The 18927-nt window shown below is 69.1% G+C and carries 20 protein-coding genes and 1 tRNA gene; 12 read left to right on the top strand and 9 right to left on the bottom strand.

Annotated features, from left to right (window positions below):
* Positions 1 to 77: 77 nt before the first annotated feature.
* Positions 78 to 1199 (top strand): hypothetical protein, encoded by a 1122-nt coding sequence (locus tag C5E05_RS04690; RefSeq protein WP_104241812.1) that lies wholly within the window; start codon positions 78 to 80, stop codon positions 1197 to 1199.
* Between the two features lie 43 nt (positions 1200 to 1242).
* The gene (locus C5E05_RS04685; RefSeq protein WP_104341259.1) at positions 1243 to 2169 is read left to right on the top strand and encodes a hypothetical protein; all 927 of its coding nucleotides are present in this window, start codon (positions 1243 to 1245) and stop codon (positions 2167 to 2169) included.
* A 41-nt stretch (positions 2170 to 2210) separates the two neighbouring features.
* Here the strand turns inward: C5E05_RS04685 and C5E05_RS04680 are convergent, their stop codons facing one another.
* Positions 2211 to 2981: an AraC family transcriptional regulator gene (locus tag C5E05_RS04680; RefSeq protein WP_181059363.1), complete on the bottom strand. Its 771-nt coding sequence runs from the start codon at positions 2979 to 2981 to the stop codon at positions 2211 to 2213.
* Positions 2982 to 3235: 254 nt separating this feature from the next.
* Here C5E05_RS04680 and C5E05_RS04675 point away from each other — a divergent pair.
* Together C5E05_RS04675 and C5E05_RS04670 are read left to right on the top strand one after the other, a co-directional pair.
* Positions 3236 to 3311 (top strand) — tRNA-Ala (locus C5E05_RS04675).
* Between the two features lie 519 nt (positions 3312 to 3830).
* The gene (locus tag C5E05_RS04670) at positions 3831 to 4106 is read left to right on the top strand and encodes a hypothetical protein (RefSeq protein WP_104341257.1); all 276 of its coding nucleotides are present in this window, start codon (positions 3831 to 3833) and stop codon (positions 4104 to 4106) included.
* Between the two features lie 38 nt (positions 4107 to 4144).
* Here the strand turns inward: C5E05_RS04670 and C5E05_RS04665 are convergent, their stop codons facing one another.
* Positions 4145 to 4795, bottom strand: coding sequence for an NADPH-dependent F420 reductase (locus tag C5E05_RS04665; protein ID WP_104241804.1), 651 nt, complete (start codon positions 4793 to 4795; stop codon positions 4145 to 4147).
* 97 nt (positions 4796 to 4892) lie between these two features.
* Between C5E05_RS04665 and C5E05_RS04660 the strand changes: the two genes are divergently transcribed.
* From C5E05_RS04660 to C5E05_RS04645, 4 genes are all read left to right on the top strand, one after another.
* Positions 4893 to 5243, top strand: coding sequence for a DUF2200 domain-containing protein (locus C5E05_RS04660; protein ID WP_104241802.1), 351 nt, complete (start codon positions 4893 to 4895; stop codon positions 5241 to 5243).
* Between the two features lie 56 nt (positions 5244 to 5299).
* Positions 5300 to 6601 carry a heparan-alpha-glucosaminide N-acetyltransferase domain-containing protein gene (locus C5E05_RS04655; protein WP_104299293.1) on the top strand — a complete coding sequence of 434 codons (1302 nt, stop codon included), beginning with the start codon at positions 5300 to 5302 and terminating at the stop codon, positions 6599 to 6601.
* Between the two features lie 78 nt (positions 6602 to 6679).
* The gene (locus tag C5E05_RS04650) at positions 6680 to 7885 is read left to right on the top strand and encodes an MFS transporter (RefSeq protein ID WP_308471364.1); all 1206 of its coding nucleotides are present in this window, start codon (positions 6680 to 6682) and stop codon (positions 7883 to 7885) included.
* 8 nt (positions 7886 to 7893) lie between these two features.
* Positions 7894 to 8343, top strand: a complete 450-nt coding sequence (locus tag C5E05_RS04645) for a DUF1622 domain-containing protein (RefSeq protein ID WP_104341256.1) — start codon at positions 7894 to 7896, stop codon at positions 8341 to 8343.
* A 73-nt stretch (positions 8344 to 8416) separates the two neighbouring features.
* On the opposite strand, the gene C5E05_RS04640 is transcribed toward C5E05_RS04645, so the two are convergent.
* From C5E05_RS04640 to C5E05_RS04630, 3 genes are all read right to left on the bottom strand, one after another.
* Positions 8417 to 9619, bottom strand: a complete 1203-nt coding sequence (locus C5E05_RS04640; RefSeq protein WP_181057907.1) for a TetR/AcrR family transcriptional regulator — start codon at positions 9617 to 9619, stop codon at positions 8417 to 8419.
* Between the two features lie 512 nt (positions 9620 to 10131).
* Positions 10132 to 10335 carry a cold-shock protein gene (locus C5E05_RS04635; protein ID WP_068478769.1) on the bottom strand — a complete coding sequence of 68 codons (204 nt, stop codon included), beginning with the start codon at positions 10333 to 10335 and terminating at the stop codon, positions 10132 to 10134.
* 370 nt (positions 10336 to 10705) lie between these two features.
* Positions 10706 to 11515, bottom strand: coding sequence for a siderophore-interacting protein (locus C5E05_RS04630; protein ID WP_104341255.1), 810 nt, complete (start codon positions 11513 to 11515; stop codon positions 10706 to 10708).
* A 156-nt stretch (positions 11516 to 11671) separates the two neighbouring features.
* On the opposite strand from C5E05_RS04630, the gene C5E05_RS04625 reads away from it, so the two are divergent.
* From C5E05_RS04625 to C5E05_RS04615, 3 genes are all read left to right on the top strand, one after another.
* Positions 11672 to 12442: an alpha/beta fold hydrolase gene (locus tag C5E05_RS04625; protein WP_104341254.1), complete on the top strand. Its 771-nt coding sequence runs from the start codon at positions 11672 to 11674 to the stop codon at positions 12440 to 12442.
* Positions 12443 to 12543: 101 nt separating this feature from the next.
* On the top strand, positions 12544 to 13632 hold the full coding sequence (locus C5E05_RS04620; RefSeq protein WP_181059361.1) for a GNAT family N-acetyltransferase: 1089 nt from the start codon (positions 12544 to 12546) through the stop codon (positions 13630 to 13632).
* 92 nt (positions 13633 to 13724) lie between these two features.
* Positions 13725 to 14675: an SDR family NAD(P)-dependent oxidoreductase gene (locus C5E05_RS04615; RefSeq protein ID WP_104307042.1), complete on the top strand. Its 951-nt coding sequence runs from the start codon at positions 13725 to 13727 to the stop codon at positions 14673 to 14675.
* Here C5E05_RS04615 and trxA read toward each other — a convergent pair.
* The gene (trxA, locus tag C5E05_RS04610; RefSeq protein WP_104241786.1) at positions 14615 to 15001 is read right to left on the bottom strand and encodes a thioredoxin; all 387 of its coding nucleotides are present in this window, start codon (positions 14999 to 15001) and stop codon (positions 14615 to 14617) included. The genes C5E05_RS04615 and trxA overlap by 61 nt on opposite strands.
* A gap of 104 nt (positions 15002 to 15105) precedes the next feature.
* Here trxA and C5E05_RS04605 point away from each other — a divergent pair, with 104 nt between their 5' ends.
* A complete protein-coding gene (locus C5E05_RS04605; RefSeq protein WP_104341253.1) occupies positions 15106 to 16593 on the top strand; it encodes an MDR family MFS transporter in 1488 nt (495 codons plus the stop codon).
* A gap of 67 nt (positions 16594 to 16660) precedes the next feature.
* Here C5E05_RS04605 and C5E05_RS04600 read toward each other — a convergent pair whose 3' ends face one another.
* The 3 genes from C5E05_RS04600 to C5E05_RS04590 form a co-directional block, all read right to left on the bottom strand.
* Positions 16661 to 16948, bottom strand: coding sequence for a YciI family protein (locus C5E05_RS04600; RefSeq protein WP_104241782.1), 288 nt, complete (start codon positions 16946 to 16948; stop codon positions 16661 to 16663).
* A gap of 8 nt (positions 16949 to 16956) precedes the next feature.
* Positions 16957 to 17877: a PRC-barrel domain-containing protein gene (locus C5E05_RS04595; protein WP_104341252.1), complete on the bottom strand. Its 921-nt coding sequence runs from the start codon at positions 17875 to 17877 to the stop codon at positions 16957 to 16959.
* 107 nt (positions 17878 to 17984) lie between these two features.
* Complete coding sequence (locus C5E05_RS04590) at positions 17985 to 18926, bottom strand: DUF4349 domain-containing protein (RefSeq protein WP_181059359.1); 942 nt, start codon at positions 18924 to 18926, stop codon at positions 17985 to 17987.
* Position 18927: the final 1 nt, after the last annotated feature.

The following is an 18927-nucleotide window of genomic DNA, read 5'->3' as shown; positions in this document are numbered from 1 at the left end:
AGAACTTCGACAATCTCGAATCAGACACTCCGCACCAATCGGGGTCGGCGGCTCGGTCCGCGCTTAATGTTGACGCCATGCAGTTCGGCAGCAGTCTCGTCCTCGCCCTGGCGGTGACGCTCTGGCTCGCCTATTTCGTGCCGACGTGGGTGCGCCGTCGCAACTACCTCGCAACCGAGGAGAACGCGATCCGGATGCAGCAGGCGCTCCACTCGCTCGCGAACACGAGCGAGCTCGGTCAGGCGCGTGTGCGCGCCGACGGTCGCAGCGTCGTCGAGCAGGAGCGACGAATCAAGCGCGCGAAGGCTGAGGCAGAGCGCGCAGAACGCGAACGCGACGAAGCCGCGCGGCGTGCTCTTCCGACGGTCGCCGTCCCACGCTCCATCGAGGACCGCCAGCGGGCCGCCCGCGCAACGCGTCGCGGCCGGCTCGTCACGTCCCTGCTCACGCTCGCCGGTCTCATCGCTGTCGGCGTGGGAATCGCACTCGGCTCGAGCATCGGCGTCTGGTGGGTGCTCGTCGCCGGCGTCGTGACCGTGCTCGCCGGAGTCGCGGGCCTCCAGCGCCTGGCACGCATCGCGAACGCGCAGCGCCTCGCGGTGCGCGCGGCGGGCGGCACGCAACGGGTGCCGCGCGCTGAGCGTCGCCCCGACTCGACGATCGACTTCTCCGTGAGCGACGCGCCCACCGTCGAGATTCAGCCGATTGCGGCTGCGGATGACGCTGAGCCGCTCGCGAGCTGGGTTCCGGTTCCCGTGCCGAAGCCGCTCTACCTCGAGCGCCAGCCAGTCGAGGAGCTGACAGCTGTCGAGAACACCGGGGACGCCTCCGGTCGTCCGGGGCCGGATGGTCCCGGTGGCGGCGTCGAGGTCGAGAAGGTCAACCACCTCGAGCTGCTTCGCGAGGCTGCTCGTCGCTCCGAGCAGAAGATCCGGGATGCACACGCGCAGCCGGGCATCGCGACGTTCTCGACGCGCGCATCCGCTGCGACGGAGGGCATGCCGCTTGCGCAGACCGCTGCCACCCGGGCGGGGCTCGCGCAGTCGTCGCCCGCGCTGAGCGAGGTCGTCCTGAACCCGATCGTCGTCGCGCCCGTCGAGAAGCGGCCGAGCCGCTGGGCGAGCATGGGAGTCATCGAGGAGATCGAGCCCGGGATGGGCGACCTCGACGCAGCACTGCGCCGCCGCCGCGTCGGCTAGTTGCCGCCGGGCTTCGCGCCCCATCCACTAGTGTGGTCGGATCATGGCTTCACCAGTAGACGGCGATCCTTTCGCGCTGACCGACAACGCATCGATCGATGTGCCGAACGGCATCTTCGCGGCGGGCGACGAGACGCTTGACCGCACTGGCGCGACGAACGCGCGCCTGGTGCTCGGCGGCCCCTTCGCACGGTTCCGGGCGGCGCCGTCCGCTGCTCGCGTGAGCTGGTTCGTCGCGGCTGTCGCCCTCCTCGTCGTGGTCGTCGTCATCCCCGTTGCGATCGGCTCCTTCGCGACGGTCCGCAAGGAATCCCTCGCGGCCTCCACCGCTGCTCCCGACCAGCCAGCCGTTGTGGTGCTGAGCGCCGAGACTCTCGCGGTCAGCGCGCAGGTCGATGCCATCGAGCCCGCCTATGTCATGTCGAACGGCCTCGTCACGGATGAGTCGAAGACGAAGATGGGCGACATGCTGACCGAAGCTCGTGAGCAGATCAACGTGAATGATGCCGCCGGTGCTGCCACGACGATGGCGGCGGCCGTGCCGTACTTCGTATCGGAATACTCGCAGCGCGTCGCGACGGCCGCCGAGACGCAGGTCGAGGAATACGTCCAGTCCGAGTACGAGACCGACGAGCGCCTGGCTGAGCTGATCGCGATCGTTCGGGAGAATGCGGACGGGCAGGACCTCACGGCGCTCGTGTCTGCCGTCATCGAGATCCCCCAGGTTGTCGGTGACGCGCGCGCCGAGCACTTCGGGAACCGGAGGACGTACGTTCCACCGGCGCCCACGACGGCCGCCCCAGCTCCGACGAGTTCCGCAGCGACCCAGCCGCCCGCAACGGAGGCGCCTCAGCTGACTCAGGCGCCAGCACCCTCGGAGACGTCCGCTCCTGAGCCCTCCAAGGATCCGAAGCCCGAGCCGAAGCCAACCGGTGGGCCCAACTTCACGTCTGCCCCGAACGGCGACTAGCCGCCGCTGCGGTTCCGCTGCTTCGCGCGTCCGGAAGGCGCTCAGACGGTGAGGGCCCGCGCGCGGTAGTGGCCCGGCGTGACATCGAGGACTCGTCGGAAGGCATCGATGAAGGTGCTCGTCTGCGCGTAGCCGAGCGAGCGTGCCACGAGGGCGACGCTCGACCCGTTCGAGAGCTGCTCGAGCGCGGACTGCACTCGGACCATCTGGCGCCAGCTGTGGAAGGAGACGCCCGTCTCGTTCTGGAAGATGCGCGCCAGCGTCTTGCTGCTGACCTCGAGGGAGAGGGCCCACTCCTCGAGCGACGTGCGGTCACCCGGTTGTGCCCTGAGCGCATCCGCGATGGGGACGATGCGCCGGTCACGAGGCATGCGGACCCGGAGATCGTGGCTGGCCGGGTCGAGGTTGTCGAACAGGACTCGTTCGATGTTGCGACGCTGCACCTGCGAGATGCCCTCGGCCGCGAGTCGTGTGAGGAGCTCGTGGAGCAGGGGTGTGACGGTGACCCCGTACGCTTCGCGCGGTCGGAGGTACGATTCGCGCTCCGAGAAGAATGTTGCCTGGAATTCGCACTGCGCCGATGCGCGGCTCGTGTGGGGTGTGCCCGCCGGGACCCAGACGGCGAAGTGCGGCGGCACGACCCAGGCGCTTCGTTCGACGATGAGCTTCAGGACTCCACGTTGCACGGAGAGGAGCTGGCTGACGGGGTGGGAGTGAGGTCCCCACTCGAGTGGCTGGCCGGATTCCTGCCGGGGCGCCGCTGTCGCCGCGGGGAGCAGCGACGCAGGAGGCGAGATATCTGGTTTGAGCACGAGGGTGCGAGGGTCAGGTTGCCATGTGGGCAGCGGTCCGGCGGTGTGCATAATCTGACATGCTACACATGCTCGGACCGTTCCAACGCTCTTATATGCGAAGTCAAGAAGCGTACAGGAATTCTGCGCTTGCGAGCTCATCTTTTGGCGATGCCGAGGAGTGATGGCTGGTCGGCGCTGCGCTCATGGTCGCCTGTGGGGCTCCCGCGAGATTGGCGGTGTCGGGCGCCTGGTGGTAGAGTTTCCGTTCGTCAGGGCCTATGGCGCAGTTGGTAGCGCGCCTCGTTCGCATCGAGGAGGTCAGGAGTTCGAATCTCCTTAGGTCCACCAGACACAAGAAGCCCGCCGGTCTCCGGCGGGCTTCTTTGTCTGCTGGTGTCCGGTCTCCGCGGACGTGGTTCTGGGTGGGCATGAGTTCCGATCTTTGAGCTGCCGCGTTGGCGTGCCTTGCGCTCCCACCTCCGCGGTGACCCGCGCGGCCGGCACGAGCCGTCGGGGTTCTTGGATCGTCCTCTCTGCCGACGGCGCGCTTGCCGGGAATGCCGCCCGAATACGACCAGAGCATTGCGAATTGGTGCATTTTCGACGCGAATACCGCCGGTCTGATGGAGCGCGGCTGCGTCCCGGGTGCGCTTCGCTAGTCTCTGATCGTTCGAGGGGGAAGATATGTATCAGCGCTGCGGTTTTCGGCGAGTCCTTGCGCCGCTGTCCCTGCTCGACGTTCGTCACCAGGGAGGCATTCGGACGTTGGTCCTTGGCGCGGGGACGCGGCGCGCATGGAAGCGCGCAGCGCGTGCCACCCGTGAGGGACTCGTCGGGCGTCGAGTCGACGCGCCGACGGTGCGGGCAGTGGCGGCAGCCCTGAGAGAAGGCGGCTCGCTGCTGGAGACCCATGCGGTGCGTCGTTCGACGCGCCGCCTCCTGCGCGCGTTGGGGGACGGGCGCATTCCGGCGCTGATGCCGACTCGGGTGCTCGCCGGGGTGACGGTGCTCGTCGAGTCCTGCAACCTGGACGGCAGCGCGGAGATCGCGCGGCTCAGCTACCCGGCACCACGCCAGGTCGGCGCCCAGGCCCGAGGCGGAGCAGAGGCAGCTCCGCCACGCGCGATGCGCGAGCCGGGCTGAGTGCACGAGTCAGGACGGCCAGCGCCGGTCGGATGCGCTCAGGCGGTCTCGCGATACCGCTTGGCGGCCGCGACCAGGTCCCGCAGCTCCGCCTCGGACGCCTTAGCTCCGTAACCCGGGGTGTCTCGCTGGATGCGCCAGCCCTCCGAGAGCGGGGTGAGCGCGACGGCGTCGAACCCGAACTGGTCGTAGAGACCGCGCGCGAACTCCAGCGCCTCGTCGCTGTCGCTCGCCGCGACGAGCGCGCGACGCGAATCGGAACCCGCTGGGCGAGCGTCGGCCGTGATGTCGGCCGCGGCGATGTGGTTGAAGGCCTTGACGACGCGGGATCCGGGCAGGTGCGCCTGGAGGAGCTCGGCAGTTGTGGTCGACTCATCGTCGAGCTCGGTGATGCTGCCGTCGCGCTGCGGGTAGTAGTTGTTGGTGTCGAGCACGATCTTGCCGGCGAGGGCGTCGACGGGGATGCTCTGGTACGCGTGCAGCGGCACCGTCACGACCGCGACGTCGGCGGCCTCCGCGACGTCGAGCGCGGTCGCTGCGCGGGCATTCGGTCCGAGCTCCGCCACCAGCGCGGCGAGCGTCTCCGGTCCGCGCGAGTTGCCGATGACCACGTCGTAGCCCGCCTCGATCGCCTTGCGCGCGACCTGGCTGCCGATGTTCCCTGCTCCGATGATTCCAAGAGTTGTCATGCTCGAGACAACTCGCGGAGGGTGGCGGCTCTTCCGAGATGACACCGGGTGACGGCATGTGACGCCGGTAGGATCGCGACGACACGGAGGAGCTGACATGGCCGGGCATCGCATCTACGGAACCGCGTTCGCGGACGTCTACCCCCACTACGTGGCGAAGGCGGAGCGCAAAGGACGCACCAAGGCCGAGGTCGACGAGATCATCCGCTGGCTCACCGGCTACAGCGAAGAGCAGCTCGGTGGCACGATCGAGACGCGCGTCGACTTCGAGGCGTTCTTCCGCGATGCGCCGCTCATGCAGCCGAAGCGCTCGCTCATCACCGGGGTCGTCTGCGGCATCCGCGTCGAGGAGATCGAGGAGCCCCTCATGCAGGAGATCCGCTACCTCGACAAGCTCGTCGACGAGCTGGCCAAGGGCAAGGCGATGGAGAAGATCCTCCGCGCCTGAGGCCCGGGCCCGTCTGCGGTGTGCGGCGCGGTGCCCTCTGCCGGTAGCGTGAGGGTGTGAGCGCCCCGAACCCCGCAGGCAACCCGGCCACCTCCTCTCTCGGTCGCCGGCGGATCGGGGGCGGCGCGGGCTCTCGGCGCGGCGGACGCATCTCCGGCCTGGACCTTGCGAGGTTCCTCGCGCTCATCGGCATGATGGCGACCCACGTCTGGGTCACGAACGCCGACGGTTCGACGCCGGCGCTGGCCGCGTTCCTCGGCGGCAAGGCCGCAGCCCTGTTCGCCGTGCTCGCAGGCATCGGGGTCGTGCTGACGACGCAGCGACAGCGCGAGCGCCGAGCGTTCGGCGCCGCGGCCCTCAACGTCTTCGGGCGCGGCCTCGCCCTCATGCTGATCGGCATGACGCTCGGTCTCGTCCCCACACCGATCGCCGTGATCCTCGTCTACTACGGGCTCGTCTTCTGGCTCCTCGTCCCACTGCTGCGGCTCTCGAACCTCTCCCTGCTCATGGTCGCGACCGCGTGGGCCGGCCTGTGGCCCTTCCTCTCCATGCTGCTGCGGGCGCCGCTCAACGTGGGCTCTGAGCTCGGAACGCCGAACTGGTTCGACCTGGCACATCCGCTCGAGCTGCTCCGCGGACTCTTCGTGACGGGCACCTACCCCGTGCTCACCTGGGTGGTCTACGCGATCGTCGGCATGGTGGTCGGGCGGATGCTGCTGGCGGCCCGAGAACGAGGCACGATCCTGCAGCTGAGCCTCGGACTCACGGCAGTCGGCGCGCTCCTCGCGCTGGTCGGAGTCGGCATCAGCATGCTGCTGGCGGGCCCCTTCGGCGGCCTCAACTCGATCGGCGCCTCGACAGGCACGGGGGCGCAGGCCTCCGAGCTCTTCTACTCGGCGGCGTTCGGCACCACGCCGACGGAGAGCAGCTGGTTCCTCGCCTCACCCGCGCCGCACTCGGGAACGACGTTCGATCTCGCTATCACAGCCGGCACCTCGCTCATCGCGATCGGCCTGTGCCTGGCTGTCTGCCTCCGACTCGGCGACACGGCCATCCGCGTGCTCGGACCCGCGCTGGGCGCTGGGGCAACACCGCTCACCATCTACGCGCTGCATGTGGTCGTCGCGGGTGTGACCTACACGACCCTCGTCAGCGGAGGGTGGCTCGCGGAGGCCCCCGAGCTGTTCTGGCTCGTCTCGAGCGCCCCGATCTGGCTGATCCACGTGGCGGGGGCCCTGGCTGTCGGTGCGGTCTTCTTCTGGTGGCAGCGGCGCGGCCCGCTGGAGGCGGCCGTGACCTGGACCGGCCAGCGGTTCGCGGCCCTCGCGGCGCCCCGCGCCTCGCAGACGGTGGAATGAGCCAGCGCCGCGAGTACTGCTCGCGCTGTGCTTGGATTGCTGCATGCTCAGCAAGAACCATGACATCGCGGTCGGGGAGTGACCTCCCGGGTTGACCGGCGCGCGCGCATCGCAGTCGCGGCCATGTTCCTCACCAACGGGGCGCTCTTCGCGAATCTGCTGCCACGCTATCCGGGGCTGAAGGCCGAGCTCGCGCTGAGCAACGTCGAGTTCGGGCTCGTCGTCGCCGCCTACCCGAGCGGGGCCCTTCTCGCGGGGCTGGCGGCCGCAGCGCTCATCCGTCGCTTCTGGTCATCGCGTCTCGCCGTGGCCGGCACGGCCATCACGAGCGTCGCACTGTTCGCCGCGAGCTTCGCCCCCAACGGACTGCTGCTGGCGGCCGCCTTCGCGTTCGGTGGGGCGGCGGATGCACTCACTGACGTGGCGCAGAACTCGCACGGGCTGCGGGTCCAGCGTCGCTTCGGGCGCTCCATCATCAACGGCTTCCATGCGATCTGGTCGATCGGGGCCGTGCTCGGCGGCCTCATGGGAGCCGCCGCGGTGGCGCTCCAGGTGCCGCTCCCGCTGCACCTCGGCGTCAGCGGCGCCCTGTTCACGCTCGTCGCGGTCCTCGCCTACCGGTGGATGATCCCCGGCCCGGAGCACGACGACGTCGAGGTCACGACGGCGGGGATCAGGGTCGTCAAGGCCGGGACTTCCGCACGCGGCGGTTCGGCGAAGTACCTGGTGCTGCTCGCGCTCGTGCTGCTCACCGTGGCGGGCTCGGTCGTCGAGGATTCGGGCAGCACCTGGGCGGCGCTCTACCTCTCCGGTTCGCTCGAAGCCCCGCAGGCGCTCGCGGCCTTCGGCTTCATCGCACTCGTCGGCGCGCAGTTCGTGGGGCGGATGCTCGGGGACCGGCTCGTCGATCGCTTCGGCGAGCGGCGGGTCGCGCAGGCGGGCGGCCTCGTGACCGCGCTCGGAATGGGCGTCGCGCTGCTGTTCCCGAGCGTCGGGGGGACGATCGCGGGCTTCGCGGCCGCTGGTCTCGGAATCGCCACGCTGGTGCCCGCGGCCCTGCATGCGGCCGATGAGCTGCCAGGGTTCAAGCCGGGCACGGCCATCACGTTGGTGTCGTGGCTCATGCGCCTCGGCTTCCTCGCCGCACCGCCCCTCGTCGGCCTGCTCGCCGACGCGACGTCGCTCCGCGTCGGGCTTATCGTGGTTCCGATCGCCGGAGTCGTGGCGTTCCTATGCGCAGGCGTTCTCGCGGGGCGCACTCGCCGATCAGATCCGACCTCCTAGGAGCAGGCATGCAGCAATCCATGGACCAGGTGTTCGAGATCGTCGCGGTCGTCGTCGAGGCGCTCGGCGCGTCGGCCATCGTCATCGGCATCGTCATCGCGGTGGTGCTCGCCGTGCTGGCCCTCGTGCGAGGGAAGGGCGGCAAGGTCGCCCTCGCGACGCTCCGCACCTCGCTCGGAGCTGGCATCCTGCTCGGACTGGAGGTGCTCGTTGCCGCCGACCTCGTCCGCACGATCACGTCGAAGCCCTCGCTTGAGGACGCTCTCATCCTGGGACTCATCGTCGTGATCCGAACGGTGCTGAGCATGTCCATCCAGATCGAGATCGAGGGTGTGCTGCCGTGGCGCCGTGCTCTCACCACGAGCGGCGCACAGCTGCTGGCGGATCAGGTCAGAGCGGCAGGCCGTCCCGAGGCTGCAGGTGCGACCGGGGCCGGTGAGGGGCGCACCGTCGTCTGAGGTGCCGGGTCGAGAGACGAATGTGGCCCGCACCCTGGACGGGGCGGGCCACGGCTCGTGGTGTGCTCGAACGTCAGACGTCGAGGACCGCGCGGAGCATGTGGGCGACGCGCGCTCGGTTGCTCGGCGTGTCCTGCCAGGCGAGCACTCGCCCGAGGGAGTCCACGACGTGGAATCCGGCGTGCGCGACGCAGCGCGCTTCCGAGGCGGAGAACTGCGGCTTCACGGCGCGCAGGAGTCCTGCCCACTCCTCGACGTGGTCGCGCTGGAGCGCGATGAGACGCTCCCGCTCGTCGTCGCCGAGGTTCGTCGACTCGGCGATGTAGACCTGCAGCAGCCGGTGGTGCGCGAGCTGGGCTTCCACGTAGGCGTCGATCAGGCCATCGAGCGCGGCTTCGTGGCTGTCGACGGCGGCGAAGACCTCGCGGGTCACCTGGCCGAGGTACTCGGCGGCACGTGAGCACGCAGCGGCGAGGATGCCGCTCTTGCTCTCGAAGTGCCGGTACACGCCGGAGGCGGTGATACCGACGGCACCGCCGATCTCCTCGATGCTCACGAGGTTGTATCCGCGCGCGAAGAAGAGCTCGATGGACCGGGCGACGATCTGCTCGCGCTTCGCCGTGGAAGGGATTCCGGTCGTTGCGGGAGCGACGTAGGACTCGATCTCGGGCAGCTCTGCCTCGAAGGCGCGCTGGGCAGCCGCACGGAGGTAGTCGGCGGCGGCCGACGAGATGCTGGTGCGGTGCATCGAGACGCTCGCGAGCACGGCGAAGGCCGCACGACTCTGCAAGGCGGCGTCCTCGGTACGCAGGTTCGGGCGCAGTTCCTTGAGCACTGTCGAGAAGCGACCGTAGACCTTGGCGAGGCGCTGGTCGACGGACGCGCGGTCGGCGGGCTCGAGGTAGCGGGACTCCCAGCGGATGATCTCTCCGGTGCCGCGGCGCTTGATGAGGCTGTCCAGCGTCGCGCTGATCAGCGCAGAGGACTGCTCGGCCGGGGGAGCGCCGATGACCGCTGCGCTCTCTGCCGCGTCGTCGGTGGCCGTCTCGACCGCGTCGACGATGCCGAACGCCGTGTGCTTGAAGAGGTCGTACTTGTTCGCGAAGTGACGGTAGAGGGCGGGGGCCGAGATGCCGACCGACGCTGCCACGTCGCTCATGCTCACCTGGTGGTAGCCGCGCAGGGCGAATGCCTGAGTGGCGGCGGACTCGATGCGCTGCTTGCGGTCCTTGGGGCGGACGACTGGGGTATGAGGCCACGTGGGGGGAGTGGTCATGGAGGGAGTGTTGCTCCGTTCGAGGTCTGGTGCTGGTAGTGAACGAGGCATTTCGCGGTCGGGGGTCCGCGCCTCGCCCAAGAAGGATACCTTCCTCCCTGCCAGTCGACCCTGGAACACACCAGATCTTCGGCTCACGGGGGAGGACTCCCCGTGAACGACGAATGCCGCCCTCACGCGGATCGTGTCTGGCCTCGGTGGCGGGAGCCAGAAGCGCCGCCAGCCGCCAGCGCGAGCAGACGGAACTGCCCATTCCGCGTCGGTGAGGCGAGTGCTCTGCTCTCCCACTTCACCAATGGGGCACACGGGGTTCGCCGCGATCGTCGTCGTTGACAGATCGGAGGCTGCGCGCGAGGTGAAGTCGGCTTCTGGTTTGCGAACCGTGAGGTCATTCGTGGTGAGTGGTCAACGGGATGCACTCGCCGGGACAGACAAAACGAGTGCGACCCGAAGGTCGCACTCGTTGTGCGTGGTCATCCCGTCAGAGGACGGGGACCGCTGAGAGCCTGTATTTAGAGCGGGCGGATGCTCTCGGCCTGGAGACCCTTGGGTCCCTGGGTCACATCGAACTCCACGCGCTGGTTCTCTTCAAGCGTGCGGAAACCCTGGACGTCGATTGCGGAGTGGTGCGCGAAGACGTCGGGCGTTCCGTCGTCCGGAGCGATGAAGCCGTAGCCCTTGTCTGCGTTGAACCACTTCACGATGCCAGTTGCCATGTTTTTCTTCCTTCATTGTTATGCAGCCCGTACTTCGGGCGGGTGATCCGCGAACGGATCTGTGCTTATTAGGCACGGTTTATTTCGCGCAGGAATGCGCTGCCGAATCTCTGACGATTCGGGCTGCTCTTCCACGGCGCCGTGGGAGAGCAAAGATAAGGGGTGGATAAGTTCTTGGGCTCGGTGCTGTCTGGGGGCAGTTCCGATTCGGATGGGGCGCGCGCTCGACCCGTGCTAACTGCGGTGCTACTGGACGGCTTCCCGACGCTCAGCGCGTGAAACCAACGCTATCACGCTCCGCGCCCGCAATCGAAGGTGTTTTCTCGCGGAAAAGTCACGCGGGGTCACGCACTCGATTTCCACCGTTCGGTCAGGCCTGCGCGGCTTCGCTGCGGCCGAGTTTCCAGTAGCCGGCGAAGGTCACCTGGGTCTTCGGTACGGCGAGGTCTCTGACCAGGTGTCGGCGGACGCCGGTCGCGAGCTGCGACTCGCCGACGGCGAAGGCGTAGGGCGTCGAGCCCTCGAGTCGGGTGTCTCGTGCTGCCTGCAGCGCCGTCTGGCCAGGGCGAGCCCCGTCCGGGCGTGTCACCCAGTCGAGCGTGAATCCCGAAGGCAGTTCCACGGGCTGCGCGTCCCCTTGAGATGGGATCTCCACGATCGCGTGCCCGCGGGCTGTCCTCGGCAGGTCGCGGAGGATGCCGACGATCGCGGGCATCCCGGTCTCGTCGGCGACCAGCAGCTGCCAGTCGGTGGATGCTGGTGGCACGAATCCGCAGCCCTGGTCGATGAGCGCGACGGGTGCTCCGATCTGTGCGTCGCGAGCCCACGGGCCGGCGATGCCGGCGTCGCCGTGCACGATCACGTCGATGTCGAGCTGTCGTTGGGCTTGGCGGAACTCGCGCACGGTGTAGTTGCGCAGGGCGGGGCGCGTCGACTGCGAGATGAGCAGATATTTGAGGTAGCCCTTGAAGTCGATGCGGTCGGGCACGCGATCGAAGACGGTCTCGTCCTGCTGGGGGAGCAGCAGGCGGAACCACTGGTCGAAGCCGAGGCCTTGGAAGCGGGCGAGGTCATCGCCCTCCAGCGTCACGCGCACGACGTGCTCGCTCACGCGCTCTCTGGCCGCGAGGCGCGACCTGACGAGACCGCTCGCGGCGTGCGTGGTGGTGATGTTCGACATGGTCGCTCCTTCGTGAGTTAGGTTTACCTTAGTCGCGGGGGTGCGGCTGGGCCAGAGGGCGTATCCGAGAGGTGCGCTGTCCGCGGTGCACACGGTGCCGCGTCTACGCTGGAGCGAGGGTGCGTAGCATTGAGAGCCAGCGAAGGAGTGGATCGCATGACGGGTGACGAGGCAGACGCTCCCGTTCGCGCGCTGCGACCACTCGGCTCCGCCAAGGCGGAACCGCATTCGATCTTGCCAAGAGGGCTCAGTGTCGACCTCACCGGCGGCAGCGTCGGAGTGCTGGTCCGCGTCTCCAGAGAGGGACGCAAGCACGACAATCTCCTGCTGCTCGGGGAGCCGCATGGTGCCACGGCCGAGACGCTCGCCGGGCTCCTCCCGGATGCGCACGTCCTGGCGCCGTCCATCGACGATCTGGGCTGGCCGCAGCGTTCGAGAGCGGCGAGAGACACGACCGCGCACGCGGTCGTCGAGCTGATGGACCACTTCTCCGTCGAGCGAGCGGTGCTCGTCGGCACGGAGAGGGGCGCGGACCTCGCCGTCGCGGTCGCCGCCGCCCACCCGGAACGTGTCGGAGCCCTGGTTCTCGTCAACGGCGGCCTCGGCGACGCTCAGCTGGCCGACGACGATGGCTCCTCCTCACGCGACGCCCTCGCGGGTCTCCGTGTTCCCGTCGCGTTCCTGTTCGGCGGTGCTGTGGCCGAGACGAACGGCTACACACCGTCGTCGGTCAGCGCCACCACGTCGTGGTTGCGCCACGTCGACGCGCAGGAAGTCGCCGAGGGGCAGCACGACCGCTTCGATGAGCAGTCGATCGCCGTCGTCGCCGACATCGTCGAGAGCCAGTTCGCCTCCGTGCGGGCCAGGGCCGCGCATCCGGCGACCGGTTCGCACCGCATCATCGCGCCTGACGACGACGAGCGCTGACTCCAGAGCGGTCCCTTGCCGCCGCGCGTGTGCCTCCGGCGTCGTATGCTGGACAGTTGCACATGCGGGCGCGGCTTGCCCGGAGAAGTATTGGATGGTCTATGAGCGTCGCACCAAGCGTCGATCCCCACACGAACACGAACCCTGGCACCTTCACCGTTCGAGAGGCCCGAGCGGACGAATTCGCCGCCATCGGGGCACTCACGGTTCGATCGTTCGATTCGGGCGGGCACGGCAATGAGCGCTGGCGCGAGTCCCGCCGGGCAGCCGAACTCGACGTCGCCGCCCGCAGCGAAGCCGGGACCGTGCTCGTCGCCGTCACGGACGAACCCGAGCACGGCGCTCCCGAGATCCTTGGAACCTCGACGCTGCTGCGCGCCGGCACCGAACCGGCGCGTCTCGCCCGCGGTGACGAGGCGGAGCTGCGCTTCACCGCCGTCGCCCCCGAAGCTCGCGGCGCGGGGGTCGCAGACGCGCTTGTCCACGCCGCTCTCGACCTCGCCCGGCGGAGCGGTGCCCGCGCGGCAGTGCTCGATGTCGGCGTCTCGAACTCGCAGGCGCGGCGGCTGGCGGAACGAGTCGGTTTCTCGCGGGTCAAGGGGCGCGACACTGACGATGAGACGTTCGGAGCCGAGCTCGCCTACCGCTACGACCTCACGCAGACCGAAGGCGTTCGCCTCCGCCTGGTTCGGCACGACGAGGTCGAGCTGGTCGGGCGCCTCACCGAGCGCGCGTACAGCAACGACTACGTGGTCACGGCGAGCTACGCCGAGGACCTGCGGGACGCCGCGAGCCGAGCCAGCGAAGACGAGGTCTGGGTCGCCGAGGACATCGCGACCGGAACGATCCTCGGATCCGTCTGGACGCCACGACCAGGGCAGCGGATCTCGCAGCTCGCAAGGCAGGGCGAGCTCGACTTCAGGATGCTCGCCGTAGCCCCCGAGGCGCGCGGGCGCGGCATCGGACAGACGCTCGCGGGCCACGTCATCGCCCTCGGGCGGGATCGGGGAGCGTCGCGGGTCGTCATGAACAGTGGCCCGGAGATGCTCGGCGCCCACCGCCTGTACGAGCGGCTTGGCTTCGTGCACCTCACCGACCGGGAGGGGCCCAAGGAGGTCGCCCCCGGCGTCGTCGTACATCTCTACGCGTTCGGCTACGACCTGCAGGCCTCCCCAGCTCTGGAGATCTGACGCTCCTAGACTGCTGAGGCAGGATCTCTCAGCCACAGCCAAGAGGAGCGGACCATGCCGCGGTACGAGCACTTCGATGAAGGCGACGACGCGTGAGCGCCGCAGCTGAGTTCGGGCCCCACGACCTCTCCGGCAGGCGCTACCTCATCACGGGCGCGTCGACGGGGCTCGGCTTCTTCACGGCGAAGAGCCTGGCTGCCCGGGGCGCGAACGTCGTCATCACGGGACGAAGCGCCGCGAGGCTCGAGGCTGCGGCCGCAGCCATGGGACGATCCGAGCTCGTCACGACCCTCGCCTTCGATATCGCGGAGCTCGAGGCGATCCGCGGCGCGGCGTCCACACTCATCGGCGACCCGTCGTCAGCTGGGTCCGGGTTCGACGGTCTTGTCCTCAACGCCGGAGTCGTGCATCCGCCGACCGAGCGGGAAGAGACGAGCGACGGCATCGAGCGGGTCTTCGCAACGAACGCGCTCGGCCACTTCGCCCTCCTGAGCCACCTCTCAGTGGGGGCCACGCTCCGAGAAGACGCCGCGGTCGTGTGGCTCGGCAGCATCGCGCCCGCCCTCACGAGGGCACACCTCGAGGATGTGCAGCTGCGCGGCGGCTACACGTCCTGGAACGCCTACGCGCAGTCGAAGCTCGCGACGCAGGTGCTCGCGATCGAGGGGGACCGTCGAGCGCGCGCCGCTGGCGGGCACGTGCGCAGCCTCGTCGCGCATCCCGGCTACTCGACGGGCGGTCTCACCCCGACGATCCCGGGCGTCCACGAACCGTCGCTCGGCAAGCGCACCCTGGACAGCCTCCTCGCCTTCGCGGCGCAAGGCAAGCACGAGGGTGCCCTCTGCCAGCTCAGGGCCGTCACCGACCCGCAGCTGGCAGGCGGGGAGACGATCGTCCCCGCCCACCTCACGCGGGGAATGCCCGTTATCGGCACCTCGCACTGGCGCAGCTACGACCCCGAGCTGGGGGAGAAGCTCTGGGCCTACTGCGCCTCGTTGGCGGGCGCAGCGCCCGACTTCTCGGCGATCTCAGCGCGAACCTGATCCATGTCGACGTTCTCGAGGGCCTCGATGAGCTTCTCGACCCCCGCGAGCGGCATGGCGCCGGCCTCGCGGTAGAGCAGCACGCCGTCGCGGAACGCCATCAGCGTCGGGATCGACGTGATCTGCAGACCCGCGGACAGCTCCTGGTTGTTCTCCGTGTCGACCTTCGCGAACGTGATGTCCTCGTGGCGCTCCGAAGCGGCGGAGTAGATGGGACCGAACTGGCGGCAGGGGCCGCACCATTCGGCCCAGAAGTCGATGAGCACGATGCCCTCGGAGGCAACCGTGTCCTTGAACGTCTCGGTGGTGATGTCGATGGTTGGCATGCGTCTCCTGTCTCTGGGCGTACGGGGAGCACAACGCGCCCCGCCCGCCGGCTATTCCTCACGTGGCGCGCAACGGCCCGACAAGGGGCGTAGCATCCACCCTCGTGGAAACAGTCTCCCGCCCCTGGCCCGCCCTCTGGGCCCTCGTCATCGGCTTCTTCATGATCCTGGTCGACTCGACGATCGTCTCCATCGCGAACCCGGCCATCCTCAGGGATCTCCAGACCGACATCACCGCCGTCATCTGGGTGACCAGCGCGTACCTGCTCAGCTACGCCGTGCCGCTGCTCATCACCGGTCGCCTCGGCGACCGCTTCGGCCCGAAGCGCATCTACCTCATCGGCCTCGTCGTCTTCACCCTCGCATCACTCTGGTGCGGCTTCTCGGGTGACATCGGGATGCTCATCGCGGCGCGTGCCGTGCAGGGCCTCGGCGCCGCTCTCATGACCCCGCAGACCATGTCGGTCATCACTCGGATCTTCGCGCCGGACAAGCGAGGTGCCGCCATGGGGCTCTGGGGTGCGGTCGCCGGAGTCGCCACCCTCGTCGGCCCTATCCTCGGAGGGTTCCTCGTCGACGGCCTCGGCTGGGAGTGGATCTTCTTCGTCAACGTGCCCGTCGGTGTCGTCGCGTTCATCCTGGCCTGGCGTCTCGTGCCCGATCTCGAGACCAAGGCGCACTCCTTCGACTGGCTGGGCGTGGTGCTCAGCGCGGTGGGTCTCTTCCTGCTCGTGTTCGGCATCCAGGAAGGCGAGACGTTCGACTGGGGGCAGATCGTCGGACCCATCTCCGTGTGGGGACTCATCGTCTCCGGAGTGGTCGTGCTCGTCGGCTTCGTCGTCTGGCAGCGCTTCAACCGCAAGGAGCCGCTCCTGCCGCTCGGGCTCTTCCGCGACAGGAACTTCACGGTCGCGAACCTCGGCATCTCGGTGCTGGGCCTCGCGATCGTCTCCATGCCGCTCCCGATCGCGTTCTACTTCCAGACGGCGCGCGCACTCGAGCCGACGCAGGCGGCGCTCATGCTGGTTCCCATGGCCGTCGTGTCCGGGGTCATGGCGCCGTTCGTGGGCCGCCTCACCGACCGCACCGAGCCCCGCTGGATCGCGTTCGCGGGATTCCTCATCGTGGCTGCCGCGCTCGGGTGGATGTCGCTGCTCATGACGGCCGACACGCCGCTCTGGCAGCTGCTCATCCCACCCGCCTTCCTCGGCCTCGGGATGTCCGGCCTCTGGGCACCGCTCGCGACGAGCGCCACGCGGAACCTGCCTCCCGCACTCGCTGGAGCGGGATCCGGCGTCTACAACATGACCCGCCAGGTCGGCTCGGTGCTCGGGTCGGCCGCGATCGCCGCCCTCATCAGCTCGCGCCTCGCGGCCGAGCTGCCTGGCATGCCGGCGGATGCCGCAGAGCAGAGCAGCGGCGCGCTGCCGCCCGCGGTCGCCGAGGGGTTCTCCGCGGCCCTGGGGCAGTCGCTGCTGCTGCCGATCACCGCCTTCCTCGCGGGAGCGGTCGTCGTGCTGTTCTTCGAGAAGCCAAGGGCAGCGGCACCCGGCAGCTCTGCCGAGCCTGCGCAGACCCACGAGCAGGCCTAGTTCGTGACGAAGCCGGCGGCCGCGAGTGCGGCGACCGGCTTCGTCGAGGTGCTGGGGAGTTCGCCAGCTACGGGGTGAACGGTCCGAAGACCTGTGTCCACTCGTAGACGTCGGTCTGGCGGATGACGCCGACTGCGGCGAAGGGGTCGGCAGGGAGGAGCTCCCGCAGGGACGCCTCGTCGTCGCTCTCCCAGAGGAGCAGCGCGCCCGAGTGAGGAGCGGCCCAAGGGCCAGAGGCCTTCAGGAGGCCCGCGTCCTTCTGCTCGCCGAGCCAGGCCCGGTGCGCGGGGCGGTGCTCGTCGCGGGTGTCGGCTGAATCGTCTGCGTAGTGGTAGATCGTGGCGAAGAGAGGCACGGAGGCTCCTAGTTCCGGTCGGGGCTGGTCGGGTCGGTCGGCTCGTCGCTCGGCCGCTGGAAGCTGACTTCCTCCCACTCGGTCACCGTCGGCGCCTCGAACTCGTCGTCGCTCGCCGCGGCTTCCGCAGTCGCGATGAGGCGAGTGTCGTCGTCGTCGGCTGAGAGCAGGGGCGCCGCCGTCTCGTGGGCGTCGATGCTGGCCTCGGTGTCGAAGGCGGAATCGGCGACGGTCTCGGCGAGCAGCGCGTCCTCGGTCCGCGTCGCCTCGTCGGCGTCGCCGAAGTCGTCACCGCTCTGCTCCATGATGACGGGGGCGCTGCCAGGACGGAGCTCGGTTCCATCCTCGACGAGGCTCGTCTCCGTGCCGTTCTCGGGCATGCGCCCCGGAACCTCGTAGTGCACGTACAGCGCGTCCTCCTCGGCAGGGCTGAGGTTCTGGTCGACCTCCGTGCTGGGAGCGCTCGTCACGAGCGACTTCGAGTAGGGCACGAGGATGCGCTTCTCGTCCAGTTCCGCGACATCGAGCGGGATGAAGAACTCCTTGGTGCCGAAGAGGCCCGTCTTCACCGTGACCCAGTTGGGGTCGCGCGTCTGGTCGTCGAGGTACACCTGGCCGACACGGCCGATCCGCTCGTCGCCCGGGCCGAAGACGGTCGCCTGGAAGATGCGGGTGAGCTTCGCCTCGTGGGCCTTGAGCTGGGCGGCTGCGCTGCTCTCGCCGCTCACGTGGCCGGTGCCGGCGGCAAGTGAGTCCGAGGTTTCGTCGGTGTCCTGGGGCGGCTCGATGGGGTCGTCTGCGAGGTCCCCGATCGTGTCGCCCGGAGCCAGGTCCTCGTCGGGGACACCCGCGACCTCGATGCGCGTGGTGTCCTCGTCGCGCGGCTCGAAATCGGGGTCGAACTTGGTGTTCGTGTCGTCGGCAGCCATGCTGTGCTCCTCGGTCAACGTGGATGTGGCGGGCCATCCGTGCCCACGTGCGCACGAACGACCTGCACAAGACTAGCGATTGCAGCGGTGCGCTGGCCGAATCGGCGCTACGAGGCGGGCTCGGCGGGCACGCGGCCTCCGGCGTCCGGTGCCGCGGAAGCCGGCTGTGCGGCAGCGGCGGCAGCGGCCGACGCCTCCGCCCGGCGGGCCGCTCGGGCAGCCGAGGAACGCATGCCGAGGCGCACGATGACCCAGGCCGCGGCGCCGAGCACGGCGAGGAGCACGAGACCGGGGAGCGCGAAGCCCAGCGCGGTCCAGAACGAGGCGAACCCGCGTAGCAGTGCCGCCATGCCGTCCTGCAGGCCCGCGAGGAAGCCAGCGGGCTCCTCCCCGGGGGATGGGGCATCGCTCGAGATGGAGATGGAGACGGTCGAGTACGCGATGCTCTCCTCGAGCACCTCGAGCTGCGCGCGCAGGCTCTGCAGCTCGCTCGTGCGCTCGGTCAGCGTCGTCTCGATCGCGAGGAGGTCGTCGACCTCCGTGGCCGAGGAGAGCATCCCTCGCAGCGAGGTCACTGACGCTTCGAGGGTCGAGACGCGTGAGGACATGTCCGTCTTCTGCAGTGTGACGTCGACGGCGGAGGTCTCGACGGAGACCACCTCGCCGACCTCGCGCAGCTCGGTGATGAACGCGTCGTAGTCTGCCGCCGGCACCCGCGCGGTCAGCTGCGCCGAGATGGAGTCGCCGCCCGTCTCCGATCGGGCGTCGATGCGCCCGTCGCGGGCCTCCACGAGGCCCTCCACCTGCGTGCGGGCCCCGGGCACGTCGCCCGTCTGGATCCCCACGTAGCCCGTCGTGACCACGTCCCGATTCTCCTGCGTGGCGTCAGCGGCCGCCTCCGGGGCACCCGCGGAGTCCTGCGCGACGCCCTGCGGCGCCGATTCGGACTGCGACTCGGTCGAGGACATGCCGCTCGCGCATCCGGAGAGCAGGAGCGCACTGAGGGCGAGGGCGGTCGCGGCGCCGAGCCGCCGGAATGTGGTGCGCATA

It is taken from the genome of Pseudoclavibacter sp. AY1H1 (assembly GCF_002931055.1).
Lineage (GTDB): Bacteria > Actinomycetota > Actinomycetes > Actinomycetales > Microbacteriaceae > Pseudoclavibacter.
The sequence above is the reverse complement of the archived record's forward strand: the minus strand, read 5'-3'. Positions and strand labels throughout refer to the sequence as shown.